The 14163-nt window shown below is 47.2% G+C and carries 13 protein-coding genes and 2 tRNA genes; all 15 read right to left on the bottom strand.

Annotation, left to right across the window (positions count from 1 at the left end):
- Positions 1-14 precede the first annotated feature (14 nt).
- The 15 genes from POREN0001_RS00260 to POREN0001_RS00190 all read right to left on the bottom strand — a co-directional run bounded on the left by POREN0001_RS00260 (position 15) and on the right by POREN0001_RS00190 (position 14123).
- Entirely contained in the window at positions 15-821 is an 807-nt protein-coding gene (locus tag POREN0001_RS00260) for a polysaccharide biosynthesis/export family protein (protein WP_040579859.1), read from the bottom strand.
- Between the two features lie 443 nt (positions 822-1264).
- Positions 1265-2251, bottom strand: coding sequence for an AI-2E family transporter (locus tag POREN0001_RS00255; RefSeq protein WP_004332138.1), 987 nt, complete (start codon positions 2249-2251; stop codon positions 1265-1267).
- A gap of 16 nt (positions 2252-2267) precedes the next feature.
- Entirely contained in the window at positions 2268-3326 is a 1059-nt protein-coding gene (locus POREN0001_RS00250; protein ID WP_004332117.1) for a YeiH family protein, read from the bottom strand.
- Positions 3327-3339: 13 nt separating this feature from the next.
- Positions 3340-3975 carry a LysE family translocator gene (locus POREN0001_RS00245; protein ID WP_004332099.1) on the bottom strand — a complete coding sequence of 212 codons (636 nt, stop codon included), beginning with the start codon at positions 3973-3975 and terminating at the stop codon, positions 3340-3342.
- 130 nt (positions 3976-4105) lie between these two features.
- Complete coding sequence (locus POREN0001_RS00240; protein ID WP_004332146.1) at positions 4106-5626, bottom strand: AMP-binding protein; 1521 nt, start codon at positions 5624-5626, stop codon at positions 4106-4108.
- Positions 5627-5644: 18 nt separating this feature from the next.
- Positions 5645-6499: an SDR family NAD(P)-dependent oxidoreductase gene (locus POREN0001_RS00235; protein ID WP_004332159.1), complete on the bottom strand. Its 855-nt coding sequence runs from the start codon at positions 6497-6499 to the stop codon at positions 5645-5647.
- Between the two features lie 64 nt (positions 6500-6563).
- Positions 6564-7811: a leucine-rich repeat domain-containing protein gene (locus tag POREN0001_RS00230; RefSeq protein WP_004332285.1), complete on the bottom strand. Its 1248-nt coding sequence runs from the start codon at positions 7809-7811 to the stop codon at positions 6564-6566.
- A 33-nt stretch (positions 7812-7844) separates the two neighbouring features.
- Positions 7845-9521, bottom strand: a complete 1677-nt coding sequence (locus tag POREN0001_RS00225; protein ID WP_004332168.1) for a leucine-rich repeat domain-containing protein — start codon at positions 9519-9521, stop codon at positions 7845-7847.
- Between the two features lie 228 nt (positions 9522-9749).
- Positions 9750-9821: transfer RNA gene (locus POREN0001_RS00220), tRNA-Glu, on the bottom strand.
- Positions 9822-9962: 141 nt separating this feature from the next.
- Positions 9963-10223, bottom strand: coding sequence for a 30S ribosomal protein S20 (gene rpsT / locus POREN0001_RS00215; protein WP_040579855.1), 261 nt, complete (start codon positions 10221-10223; stop codon positions 9963-9965).
- Positions 10224-10259: 36 nt separating this feature from the next.
- A tRNA-Glu gene (locus tag POREN0001_RS00210) sits at positions 10260-10334 on the bottom strand.
- 523 nt (positions 10335-10857) lie between these two features.
- Complete coding sequence (locus tag POREN0001_RS00205; RefSeq protein ID WP_147286668.1) at positions 10858-11136, bottom strand: hypothetical protein; 279 nt, start codon at positions 11134-11136, stop codon at positions 10858-10860.
- A gap of 98 nt (positions 11137-11234) precedes the next feature.
- Positions 11235-11552: a hypothetical protein gene (locus tag POREN0001_RS00200; protein WP_004332046.1), complete on the bottom strand. Its 318-nt coding sequence runs from the start codon at positions 11550-11552 to the stop codon at positions 11235-11237.
- A gap of 405 nt (positions 11553-11957) precedes the next feature.
- A complete protein-coding gene (locus POREN0001_RS00195) occupies positions 11958-12890 on the bottom strand; it encodes a DMT family transporter (RefSeq protein WP_004332296.1) in 933 nt (310 codons plus the stop codon).
- A 24-nt stretch (positions 12891-12914) separates the two neighbouring features.
- On the bottom strand, positions 12915-14123 hold the full coding sequence (locus tag POREN0001_RS00190; RefSeq protein WP_004332136.1) for an endonuclease/exonuclease/phosphatase family protein: 1209 nt from the start codon (positions 14121-14123) through the stop codon (positions 12915-12917).
- Between the last annotated feature and the right edge of the window lie 40 nt (positions 14124-14163).

Here is a 14163-nt window from a genome sequence, read left to right as displayed (position 1 = left end):
ATATGGTAGAGATATTAGTTAGAAGATTTTGAGTTGCGCACCACTGTCATAACAAGGGTTGAGACGGAAGTCACACTCCCCACAAGGCTAAGCCATACCCCAACATTATTATTTTGGTTTATCTCACTCATCTGTATCTTGGTATTGTTGGGATTAACAAATACCACATCATTTTGCGCTAGATAAAAACAAGGGGAGCGGAATACATCTTTAGACCGCAAGTCGTGCGTATAGATCTCTCGCTTTCCATTGGCTTCACGGACCACTATCACGTTGTCTCGCCGCCCATAGATTGTCATATCTCCAGCCATGCCAATCGCATCAAAGATAGTAACTCGCTCATTGTCTATCGTAAAGCTACCAGGACGAGCCACTTCCCCAAGAACGGTTATCTTAAAGTTCTGGAAATTGATGGTTACAATAGGCTCTTTGATATAATTACCAGCAATAAGCTCTTGTGAGATTTTATTGATAAGCTGTTGTTTTGTAAGCCCAGCAGCATTTATCTTCCCGAGAAGAGGGAATGTAATAGTACCATCAGTTCCCACCAAATGCCCTTGTAAATACTGAACACCTATACCGCGGCCAACAGAAGATGTATAGCTCACCATCGGCAAGTTAAAAGGGGCAGATAACTCCGGATTCTTTGAATTAACGGTAATAGAAAGCAGGTCTCCAGGTTGTATTGTAGGTTCTAGCCGAGTATAACCGGCACTCTCAACGCTATCAAGATCTTGCAGATAGAGAACATTCTTTGCCGAGCGACAAGAGGCCGTCAAGAGCAAAACTAGTACAACTGATAATATATCTAATCTCTTCATTCCTTCATATCCATCAAAACAGACCGAGTCACAAAAAAATAGGAACCCAGCACACCTTTTCATCTGCAAAGGTAGCCTTTTTCTTAGAGAAAGAAGCGTTTCTACTATTTTAATGAAGGGATATAACAAAGAAATAAACCAGGAGCTAGCACAAGGTGTAACATTTCTTTAGTACAGCGGGGATTGACACGAGATTTACTCCTGCCTTAAAAGAAAATCCGCACAGGCTGATTTCTCCAAAAGAATCAGCCTAAAAGAAAAATAAAATCAGCCAGAAAGGAGCAGCCAAAGAGGCTACTTTTTTTTCTTCTTTGCCCACTTAGGCATCAACCCTCCCCTCTTCTCTCGGGCAGCACAAGGCTGAGCAACAGAGCCGGGGACGTAGTCGTGACGGAATATATTCAGAAGAAGTATTAGAAGAGAGAGGAGAAGAGGACCAAAAATTACACCCCAAAAACCAAAATACTTACCCCAAAAATAACGCCAAAGACGGTAACAAGAGGGTGAATATCGGCAAGAGACTTTTGGAGCAGGAAGCGAATTACATTGTCTATCCCCCCTATAACCAAAAATCCATAGATCAAAAGGCCTATACAGGAACCCCAGTTTCCTGCAAAACCAAAAGCCAGAGCGAGAGGGACATAAACGACCATAGTACCCACCATCGGAATGATGGTAGCAAAGGCGGTAAGTACAGCATAAAAAAGTGCTCCCTCTACACCAAAAAAGATGTAGCCGAGATAGGCGAATCCTCCTTGAACAATGGCGATCAGCGGTATCCCCACAGCGTTAGCCGCAATGATACGCTGCGTCTCGGATACCAGTATACGTTTATTTTCCTCTGTAAAGGGGAGTAATTCTCGGATAGCAGTCTCGAAATACTCTCGTTCGTAGAGCATATAGTAGAGAACAAAGAGCAGCACAACGCTATTGACCACAAGAGAATAAACCCCGACAACGATCTTTGTCGTAAAGGTTTGCCCCATCTTAGTAAGGGCGGGTAGTACCTGCTCAACAAAGAATCCATCTCGTTTCACAAAATCTACTCCAATCCATTCCTTGGCCTCATCTACCCACTGCACAGCTTGGTGGTACCATTCATTAAGGTCGATATGATTGTGTGTAAACAAATCTATCAGCATAGAAGCAATACCGGCGAGCGGGAGGAGGAAGAGAAAAAGGGTCTCAAGGATGAGGAGGAAGGCGGCCAGCCAGCGAGGGAAGTGCCACTTCTTAGTAAGAAATCTCATCTGCCCTCTCAAGATAGAGAACAGGGTAATAGCACCTAAAAACCCACTCAAGTAGGGCAAGGCCTCTCGCCCGAAAATAAGCGTAAGCAACAGAATAGGCAACAAGATTGCCCACATAAAAACGGATTGATTGGCAGAAGGGCTAAGTCCCTTGAAGCCTTCGTGAGGCCTGTTTTCCATATACCTCTTAGGATTACTAGACAATAAGTTTTACCAAAAAATAGCCCCCTACCGTAAGCCAAATATAGAGCACGGCAGCGAGAGCGAAGGGCTTAAATCCTGCCTCTCGGAAGCGAGCAAATACGGCATCTGTACCAATAGCCGCCATAGCCATGGTGAGCATAAAGTCGTCTACCCAGCGAATAATACCTCGCACAGAAGCATAGGTATCTTCTAAACCATAAGTAGAAGCTAAGGAGAGCAGGAGTGTATTGAGCCCGATAATGATAAGGAACCAAACGGCAAACCAAGGGATAGTAATACGTTTTGTAGCCCGAGTCTCTCCCTTGTTCCCCTTTTGGAAGAACAGCCCCAGCACAATAAGTACAGGGGCGAGGAGTATTACTCGTATCATTTTGGTAATGGTGGCCGTGCCGGCAATGTCAAAAGTACTTGCCACACTGGATGCCTGCATAGCAGCACCCGCACCCGCCACATGGGCTACTTCGTGCAGAGTAGACCCTGTATATACCGCAACTTGGGCATCGCTCATATGGTACACTCCCAATTGATAGAGGACGGGATATAGGAACATTGAGAGCGTTCCAAACAAAACCACCGTAGAAACTGCTACCACCGTTTTGGCAGAATTAGCGCCCACAACCGGTTCGCTAGCCAATACGGCTGCAGCCCCACAAACGGCACTTCCCGCAGAGGTTAGCATAGAGGTCTCTCTGTCTAGACGGAGCCAACGCCCCACCATTGCTCCTAGCAATAGGGTAGAAGAGACTACAATGGCATCGACTAAGAGGGTAGCCCAGCCTGCGGCCCATACATCCGAGAGCGTAAGACGGAAACCATAAAAGACTATTGCAAGACGCAAAATGCGCTTCCCCACAAATTTCAATCCGGGAGTCATCCCCTCGGGTAAACGGCTCCGTATCGTATTGGCAAGGATAAGCCCGAGTACGATACCGATAATCAAAGGAGATAGATGTAGAGTTGTGATAAATGGAATCTTAGCAAGGCAGACGGCAATTGCAGCTAATGCAATCGTCAGCAAAACCCCAAGATAATAATGCCAATTACGTTGCATCGTCAGAGAGGAATTAAGTGAACTTAATCAAGCACATAGCTAGCCCAACAAGAGAGATTCCAATAAAGACAAGGGCCAATATCTTATTGAAAATCCTCAAGCCCCCCACCGACACATTCTCTTTGAGGCGCAGTACAAGGTAGGTAATTACAAACCACCAAGAGATCGCCCCTAGGGCTATTGAGAGCATTGCTATCACAAAGTGCCAGCCTAGAGTGGGGGTATCGGGCACAAAATTGTAGCGGCTATAAAAGGCCATATACACGAAGGCAATAAGCGGATTGCCCAAGGCAAAGAAGAAGGCCGAGGTCATCAGCTTCCAGGCACTTTTACTCTTTCCATCATCTACTACATCGTAACTCGGGAGAGAGAAATACATATGAATACCAAAAGCGAGCACCACAAGGCTTCCGAGAATCTGCAAAAAGAACTCGTATCGGTAGATAAAATCGAGTACCATTGTAATCCCTTTGTAGGAGGCGGCAGCGTAGAGCAAATCGCTAATCATGGCTCCTACGCCCGTGATCAAACCCTCTCTACGCCCACGATGTAATGTACGACGCACACAGAGTACCCCCACGGGCCCCATAGGAGCAGAGACCAAAACCCCAATCAAGAAACCTAGTGCTATCGTCGTTATTATCCACATTATCTTTTTCTCCGAGGGAGAACTCTGTCTTTACAAGCCCTCCGCTATGCTCTACAAAGGTAAGCAACTCACGCTAAACAAAGCCCATCTGCTCAACAAAAGAGGAGGATAGACGTGGCAAAACTCACCTCTAAAGAGAAGACCTCTTACCCGTAGAGAGCATGCTTAGAGGGGCGAACTCAATTTTGTGGGGATACTCCGCCCGAGAGAGCCTGGGTTTGATCCAAGAGGAAAGCACCTCTGCCGTAAGCACAGAATCCGTAGAAAGCTCGACACGGGCGGCTAGCACGCTACCGAATTCGGGATGAGGGATCGTATACACCTGGGCTGCAATTACCTCGGGATGACTCTCAATCACACGCTCCACTACCTCTGGATAAATATTTTCTCCGCCACAGACCGCCATCCTATCGACCCGCCCCCGATGGAAATAAGCCCCCTCCTTACTGCACCACACCCGATCTCCGGTTGCCTGCCAGCTATTGCGCCTTGCCTGCATGGCCCAGTGCGAAGAGACCCATAGCTCCCCTACCCTTTCCGAATCCAAGTTGCGTACCCTACATCGCACCCCGCGAATAGGATATCCCAAGGTCGTTTCTTCAGAATAGGCATCGAGAGTCTGAGGGGTTGCGAGAAGAAAGAATCCGGCTTCTGACGTGCCATAGAGATTATAAATGATGGGGGCGACCTCCCGATGCACTTGTGCTACAAGTTTGCGATCGAGGCGGTCTCCTCCGGAAATAATGCAGCGCAAACTCTTCATTTTACTCGCAGCCTGAGGCAAAAGCATCATACGAGCAAGCATTACGGGTACTATGGGCAAAACATCCACGCCGTAGCGCTCAATCCCCTCCAAAACCTCCTCGGCACGAAAACGGCGGGTAAGCCAAACTCGTTTTCCCATCACCCAAGCCACGAACAACGTTGCCAAACCAAAGCCGTGAAATAGGGGCAATGCGAGGTAGGTTGTACTCCCCCGATGAATGCCAATTGAGCGAATGAGGGCAAGCAAAGGGGGTAAAAAGTTGATCGCAGAGGGGCGACGACCTGCCGATTTATAGCTTCCACTTGACCCACCCGTAAGCACGGAGAGTTCGGTCCCTCGGCCAATCCGGGGCAAAGAGCGGTGAGACTTTCCGTCGTCTTCCGAGTGCATTCTACTCAGCTCTTCCGTGGTAAGGAGGGTAGTGGGCGGTTCTTTGTCGGAGAAATAACGCTGACGAAACTCCTCATCTAGGATCAAAAGATCGTACTTCCGCTCCACGAGAAAACGCACCAACTGCTCTTCACTCATATCGGTATTGAGCAAATAGACTCCTATCCCCAAGCGAGAGAGGGCTGGCAAGAGGAGAGCCAACTCTAGGTGATTGCGACAGAGAAGAGCGACTCGCCCGCCTCGCTTGCAATAAGCCTTCTCCCGAAAACAAAACGCGAGACGCAGAACCTCTTGATAAAGTTGCCGATACGTCAGAGATTGCCCCTCGTAGAGGAGAGCTTCTCGCTGAGGATAAATGGTGGCAGCGTAGCCTAAGAGCGTCATAAGAGAGACTCCATCTCGCAAAAAAGCCCTCACCCATGCAACAATCCCCCGAGGGGTAATAAAATGCAATTGACGGAGAGCCGCAGAGAGGGAATAGGTTGGTTGGTGCATATCGGGCTAAAAGGGATATCAGTGAGACACACGTCGGTAGGCATAGGTTACGACCCTACGAAAGAGAAAAGACAAGGGAGAAGAGAGACGAGCCCACCAAGGAGCATAGGAAGATCTCCGCCCAACAGCCAAGTGGATAAGCCGAGTAGCCGCTTCCTCCGCGGTGTAGCCGGGGAGATGAACGTAGCGAGGGTTAACGTCGGCCATGGAGGTATGTACAAGGGGCATGTAGGCAATGCGTACGCGCACTCCACGCAAAGCCCACTCCTCACGAGCTGTACGCAGCCAAATATCTGCAGCCCCTTTTGACGCATGGTAGGCGGCCCAATGGGGAGCCGGTGGGTATAATAGACTTACCGAAGAGGTATAAACAAGTACTCCCCTAGTAGCTGCAAGGGACGGATAGAGCGCTTGTGCCAAGTAAACCACAGCACGATAGTTTAGATCAATTGTGCGATCAAAGTCGTGCAAACGCTCCTGAGAGTCTTCCAAAGAGCGGCAAATCGACTTTCCGGCATTGGCGAAGAAATAATCCACTCGAGGGTAACGCTCCGCAAGAATCCGGCAAAGATCACGAAGTGCCTCTCGCTCTCGAAGATCCACCGCGTAGCACTCCGCTGATGCTCCCAAAGCCTCAACCTCTTGGGCAAGTTGCTGCAATTCGGTCTCCGAGCGAGCCACTAAAACGAAATGAACCCGATAGGATTGCAGAAGACGAACTAGGGCTGCTCCGATCCCTCTCGAAGCCCCCGTTACCACTACAATGCGCTGAGCAAACCTCCTTTGCAACAAGGAAGTGGACAGCCCCCATGAGGGATACAACAATCTTTTAATCCACCCGGCCATACGCTCCATCAAGGAACACAAAAGCATAGGCCGCTCTGCTCCTCTTGGGATGCACGGGCCACCTATGCTATAAATCCTAAGTCCAAAGATATTACAAAATCACCTTTATGGTCACAGGCTCTTTGCCCTCAGTCCCTACAACCACGAGGTAATTACCCAAGGCAAGTGTAGCCGAGAGAGAAGCCGTACCACAGGGCACAGATTGAGTAGCTAAGTGCTTCCCATCAAGAGTATACAGAGTTGCAGCATGACCACTAGCGGGGGTAACAACCCAGATTTTCCCCTCATAGGCAAAAGCATATGGAGCGCTAGACGTCGGGAGCTCTCCCAAAGCCTTCTCACATCCGGTACCATCCCCCTTCTGGTCTATCACCCAATTGTTTTCTTCTGCGAGGCTACTTTTGGCAGTCTTGGCACCGGGGTTGTTCTTTACGAGCAGGTCTTTTCCAACGGTGATTTTCTGCGCCTTTTTGGGGAGGGCTCGGTAGAGATCGTCAAGAGCACACGCATCCATCTTATTGTTTGTAAGGTCTACAATGGCCAACGACAAGTTGTCCTTTGCTTTTACTTCGAGCAATTCATTCCCATCAACCTCTAGTTTAACGAGGGAAGAAAGACCCGAAATATTAATGTTGGTCAGCTGGTTTCCCTTTGCCTTTATAGTCTTGAGTTTGGGACAAACAGAGAAGTCAATGCTCCCCGCAAGGCTGTTTTTGCTGCATTCTATGCTTTCCAAATCTTCGAGTATGGAGAGATCCAGCTCCGTAAATTCGTTGTCTCTAATACTAAAATTGCGGAGATTAGGACAGTGTCGTAGATTAAAGGATTTCAGTCCACAGCCATCCAGACGAAGATCTTCCAAATTCTTGAAGTACGTTCCAAACATCTCTTCAAACTTATTACGAGAGAGATTTAGGTAGGTCAAATTGGGACATTGCTCAAGCGCAATCCACGTGAGCTTGTTGTCGGGAGCAGAGAATTCAGAAATCGCACTTATACCAGAGAAGTCTACGCATGTAAGTGACATACCTGCAACCGAAAGCGAAGTTATGGCGTCTTTGTCGAAATAATAAATCACGATGCGCCCCGTGGAGGTGGTACCCGATAGCTCGCCTCCGGCTTCGGCCACTTGCTCTGGGGTGTAGTCTTTTTCTACTTCGCCCCATTTGATCTTAATGGGCTTTATCGTTTGTATCGTCAAGGTTAGCTCGTCTGTTTTATTCTCTGTGGAGAGACCGATAGCCAAAGGGGCCTTGGGGTGTTGTGCCCAACTTTTTGAGATACATCCAAGGGCAAATAGCCCGAAGATAAGTGATAAGAGTACTTGCTTTTTCATCATGAAAAATGTTTTATAAAGTATGACTATTTGTGTCTATTGCTGGATATTCCAACCCTTGTCTCTAGCAATCTGGAGAGAACTCTTGGCAGCATTGGGGATCTCTCGCAGATTAAGTACACACTTCCAAGGCTTCTCATCATCTGCGATGGGGATACCCCTTGCATCGGGCAATGCAGTATATATGGCGTTCAACTCTTCGGTTGTCAGCCCTACCCGAGCGAGCTGTAGGGTAAGAAGATGGGAGAGAGGAGGCAATGCTCCCAAGGTCTTTAATTGTGTATTAGAGAGCGTTAATTCCTCTAACAAAGTGTGTCTACTCACGTCTATACTGCGCAATGGATTTGTGGACAAAGCCAAGTTACGCAGGGCGAGGTTCGCTGATAAATCCACCTCTTGCAATTGATTTTTTTGAGCATAGAGAAGGTTGAGCTTGGGACACGATGATAAGTTTAGATGGGAAATCTCGTTTTTATAACAGTGCAATTCCTCTAAATCTGGATTATGACTGAGGTCCAGAGACTTCAATTTATTATTCCCGATAGAGAGAAAACGCAGGGCAGGACACTTGCTCAAGTCTAACTGCTGTAGATTGCTTCCAATAAGACGAAGCTCTTCGAGTTTGGAGGCCTCTCCTATAATTATGTCATCTAATTTCGCGCCAAAGACTCCAAAAGAGGTTGCATTAGGGGCCACTACACGCAAAGTCGTACCAAGGATCGTTCCTTTAATCGTCTTCTCAAGTTCGTAATTCCCTGCAGGGTACTCTTTCTTTTTCCCATCTCCCCAATCTATCGTAAAAGCATCTAGAGATTCAATCATAATGGAGAGAGATGATGGCCCTCCTGGGGTTGGAGTCAAAAGAAAAGTCGCCTCCTTCGGTTCATCAGGCACTACGGAAGGCTCGTCACTTTCGAAAAAATCGAACATCATAAAGGTCTTCCCTGCCTTGATTCTAGGACCATAATAGCACATCAAGCGGAGAGCAGCACTCCACCCCACGGCGGTAGGATATACATTCTCGTTGTTGTAGCCATAAAAGCGAAAGCCCCATTGAGAAATAAGATCTTGGGCATTAGGGGTAGGCTTACCCCCTTCGTCAAGGGTCCAATACTCCTCATAATCATCTGCATATACACGGCTCTCAACCAATACTCCTCTCTCGAAGAAATACTCCCTAAAGGGATAGCTTTTTTCGTTAATCCGGAAGGTTATATAAGTTTCATCCTCGCTATCGGGCACCTTCCCACTAAGGAAAACTTCGCCTCCATGCTTCCCTTCCCAAGCTTTCACGGCCTCCTCTGTTACCCTCATTTTGAGCCAAGGCAGCATTGGAAAACGCTCTTGATCAAACGCAGGAGCAACCACCGACACATGTACTACTTGGCGAGAACCCTTGTATTTGAGAAGGATCTCTGTACTCCCCTCTGCTAGAGCCTTAATGCACAACCTCTGATCAATCGAAACTATATTGGGGTCTTTTACTTCACTTTCAATCTCCTGAGTAGGGACATTTACTTTGAGGGTAAATTCCATTCCCACCTCCAACTGCACAAGAGTATCGGAGAGAGTAAAAAGAGGTAAAGGCTCGGAGCCACCCCCCGAGGGACTACAACTGGAGACAATCATCCCCAACAAACTCAATAGAAGTAGGAAAAAAGAGCGATTACTTGACTGAGAAAATACGGATAAAGCTACTCCATTTGTATTCATACAACTCACATGTTTAAGTGAACCCTACATACCTTCATCCCCCTAAAACACAGAAAGAGAAGAATAATACCTTAGGATAAAAACAAAAGGCACCTCCTTCTACACATAAAGGAAAAGAAAGAACTACAAACTTATAAGTCTACCTCGCAAATGTACAAAAAAACACAAGAGAAAACAAAAAAAGAAGCCCCTCAACCCAACGTTGAGAGGCTTCTCTACCTTCTTTTGTAGCCCCTAGGGGAATCGAACCCCTCTTTCAAGGATGAAAACCTTGCGTCCTAACCGATAGACGAAAGGGCCATCAAAGCCACGACTGCTATTATAAAGAGGAGGAGAACTGCCGAGCAATCTACTCCCTCTCTCCCCTCTTCTGGTAACTTCCTCCCGATCGAGAGCTCTATTCTCTCCCTTTCGGGCGGATGCTATACTCCTTAAAGGCTATTAAGCAGCCATCATGCGATTAACCTGACGAGCGAGCTTGCTCTTGAGGTTAGCCGCCTTATTCTTATGAATAATGCGCTCACGAGCGAGCTTGTCAATCATAGAGCTCACCTTAGGAAGCAACGCCTTAGCTTCATCCTTGTCTGTAAGCATGCGGAAACGCTTAATCTGATTACGGGTCGTACGACCATAGTAACGATTGTGCAGACGACGAGAGCTAGTTTGACGGATTCTCTTCAGTGATGACTTATGGTTTGCCATTTCTCTTTATTCTTCTTACTTTGCTATTTAATTATTTGGTAGCCCCTAGGGGAATCGAACCCCTCTTTCAAGGATGAAAACCTTGCGTCCTAACCGATAGACGAAAGGGCCATAACCCTAAGCAATCTAATGGGGCGTCTTTCTCAAGGACCTATACCCCTATCCCAAATTGCGGTGACAAAGGTACAAATACTTTTTGATTCTGCAATAGTCTCAGCTATTTTTCCACAGAAAAATCCCTAATCCTCCACCGCCTGCAAGAAATCTTCAAAGAGCAAGAGTTGCTTGACTTGCAACTAACACTGTCTAACAGCGTGCAAAATCGTCTTGACTAGGCAGAATGGATAAAGAGCAAGAAGCTGAGGGAGAGGAGCGCAGAGAGCGTCAACCCTCTTAGCAAAAGGGCACAAATACGACAATATAGCAAGCCCTCGCAGCAAGCCTCCGAGATTTACACAAACTAGGGTTACGAGAAGCCCCATTTAGGGGAATTAAAATCTATAGGATACAAGGTCCATAACCCAACGCCCATACCCCGCCTCCAGCAACCATCACCCGTCTCCCGCCGTGAAACTTGGGCTATCTCTCCATTGGAGTATAGACCTCAACACTATACATAAGAAAGCTGTCTATCTCACCTCTTACACTCTTCAAGTATAGCCCCAAGCATGTCTTTATATTCATTGGAATGCCGATTACCATAACCTGGGTGATAGGTCCGATAGGAGTGCTTGGGCAAATGTGCCGAGGAGAGTTGAGCGACTTGGTTCAACTCATAATCCCCGAACTTTTGGAAACTAACGTCGGGCAACTTCCGCTGAATATCGTTATCATAGTAAGGCCCCGTAAAGAAAAGACATACATCAGGCTTCAATATTGCCAACTCTTCAGCGAGTATATTGTAGTGCTCCACTTCCTTATCTAGAACTCTCTGATCTGGCCTACCAGCTTCTGACACTCTGCCAAACTTATTGATGATCATCCAGATAAAGTTCAGGTCATCAAAGCCGTTCAAGTCATAATTGAACTGGTGGGCATAGTCCCCAAAAAAAAAGATCTGTACCCTCTTCCCATATCAAAGCCTTTGGTATACTCCATTGCCTCACGAATATTCTCATCCGACCTCATGTAATCATCGTACCACCCATGTGTCTCCTGTCCAATCACTACCAATTTGTACTTAGACTTCAAATACTGATCTTCCCAACAGTATGCCAATAGTGGTCCCTCATAGGCTGTTACATCTTGTGCATCAAGCTCATCATATAAAACATTGATACCAGCAGAGTGAGAGCGGTAAAGCGAAAAAAGTTGTTCATTAATCATCATAATAGCTCTTTTACACATTATTAAAAACGAAACTCATTGATCTTCTGCGAAGGTACATTTTTGTTATGAAAATTGCCCCACAGGACATATGTCAGGGCTAACGCATTAGAAAGGTCTATGCCTGAGGTTTTGATCTATAAGAAGCGATCTCTTATCTGGAGGAAGCCCCCCCTCTAGCGGAAGAGAGAAAAGGGAGCGGGCTGAAATATTTTCCGCTCCTGCCCAGAATGTCATTCCACTTTCACCTAAGAAATAAAAAAGTTTTGGGCAGAAAGGCGACTACATTCTAGCCTGAAAAGATTACGCCGACAGGCAAAAAAAGACTCGCCCCACTCTTTTACAAAAGCGAGGCAAGTCTCTTTATTATTCTCTTCGGGCTCTATCGTCTCCCAAAAAGCAGAGGAACTAACGATGCCTCTTGCGCAGGTGCGAAACCTTGAGAAAGTAGGCAATACGCCCCGAGAGGGCAATAAGGAGTACCGAAAGGATGATAAGAAGAATACCCACAAGACGCAAAGGGGTTAGCACCTCGTCGAAAACCAAAAAACCAATCACTACAGCGGTTAGAGGCTCCAAGGCTCCCAATATGGCACTCATAGTAGAGCCAATCAGCTTTACCCCCTCCACCAGTGTAATATTGGCAACCACTGTAGGGATAATCGCAAGGGCGATAGTCAAACCCCAGGCCTCAAGCGAAGGAATCCCTTGCAGGCCTCCCCAAAAGAGGGCAATCACTAGGAATCCACTCCCACAAGCCAACAGGGCATAAAAGCTAAGCTTGATATTATTCATCGTACGCACCACACTCTTATTGACAATAACCATATAAGAGGCATACGCCAACCCCGTAGGAGCGACAATGAGCATCCCTATCAAAAATCGCCGATCCACCTTCTCCAATCCCAAGCCCGAGAGGCACAGCACCCCCAAAAAAGCAAGGAGAATGGCTAGAATCATAATCCTCGTAGGTCTTTGCCTATAGAAGAGCAACATGAGTAAAATAACGTAGACTGGATAGGTAAAATGGACTACTGTGGCCACCCCACTCGGCATATAATGATACCCCAACTGCAACCCCATAGCTGAGGCAATATAGACAAGTCCCAAAGAGAGCAAAACCCCGATTTCTCGCGCTGTGAGCCTAAGATCAATCTTTTTGTACAGCAAAAGAGGAAACATGGCAAGGGCTGCAAACAAAAAGCGATAGGTAAGGATGGAGGGGGTACGCAACCCTATCGCCATCAAAGGCAACGTAAAAAGGGGGATAAAGCCGAAAGCCACCGAAGAGGTACCGGCAATCAGCAAACCACGTAACTTATGTTGGGGTGTAGGCTCCATAGCAAGGGGGAAAGGGAATTAAAATTACTCGAGGGAGATAAAACAAGATAAGGGTTTATGGTCGCTTATCGTTGCAGATTTATCCACCTTACAATTGTAGGACTTAACCCTGCGACTATGCAAGATATGATCGATACGGAAGCCCAAGCGTTTAAAGGTAAAGCTATACCCCGTCCCACAACCCGTGGAAGCATAAGCATCTATAAGGCCGGAAGCGATACGCTGGTGGGCATACGAAATAGGAGTATCATTGAAATCGCCACAGACCAGTATGTAAGGCGTCTTCTCGTGAATAATCTCTACATGCACGCGGTCAGCTTGCTTAGCGCGCTTAAGAAAGGCAGGGCCCAACTTTTGCTCCATCTGCTCTTTGAGGGCAACAGCCTCTATCTCTCGAGCAAGACGAGCGTAGCGTGTTCCATCTTCTGTAGTGAGACGGAAAGACTCCAAGTGTAAATTGAATACTGTTAGCTCCCGACCTGCTACGTCCAACGTATAGGCAATGCCGCCATTAAAGGTAGACTCTAGGGGCAACATACGCGTATTGCGCACGGGGAATTTAGAGAGAAGCATCAAACTAGTACCTCGGTCTCCCTGGGCATAGCGCGTAACTACATAGGGGTACTCGGGTAGGTACTCCGTAATCTTTTTAGCAGAGACGTAGGGAGAATCATCGCGCATTATGGCCGCCTCCTGCAGGCAAACAATATCGGCATGACTATCCTTAATGTACCGGAGAGTGGGGTTGGGTTTATCCGCAGTATGCTTCTCGTAAGCAAAAGCCTGACAGTTAAGAGACAAAACCTTAACGGCATGAGGTGGAATTACTGAGGGCGTAGGATGTAAAGGGATATACGACCGGATGCTCCACCACGAGAGAGCCAGTAGAAGGAAATTAAAGATGAAGCCGCGCCACTGCCTCCGCACAAGGCGAAAAAGCAAGAAGAGCACAACCATCGAAAGTAAAAAAGGGAAAGCCAATCCCAAATAGGCCGGAAAGAGGAAAAATCGGGGCGAGAGGTACTGCCCCAAAAGAGCCAAGAGGTAGGGCAATGCCACCAAAAAGAGATTGATGAGCCACGAGACCGAATGAAAGAGATTGTAGCAAAAACTGCGACAGCGAGAAGCTCGAGACGAAGATGCTTTTTGAGTTGTATTCCTAGGTCTCGAAAGCCGTTTAAGGGTGTGGCGAGCCGTCTGCTCTTGGGGTGTAATATCGGATCTTTGCGTCATGTAGCCTTGTGCTTTACAACTTAGTAAAGCCCTCCTCCGG

The organism is Porphyromonas endodontalis ATCC 35406 (assembly GCF_000174815.1).
Lineage (GTDB): Bacteria > Bacteroidota > Bacteroidia > Bacteroidales > Porphyromonadaceae > Porphyromonas > Porphyromonas endodontalis.
Note: the sequence above shows the minus strand (reverse complement) of the source record. Positions and strands in the feature narration are given on the sequence as shown.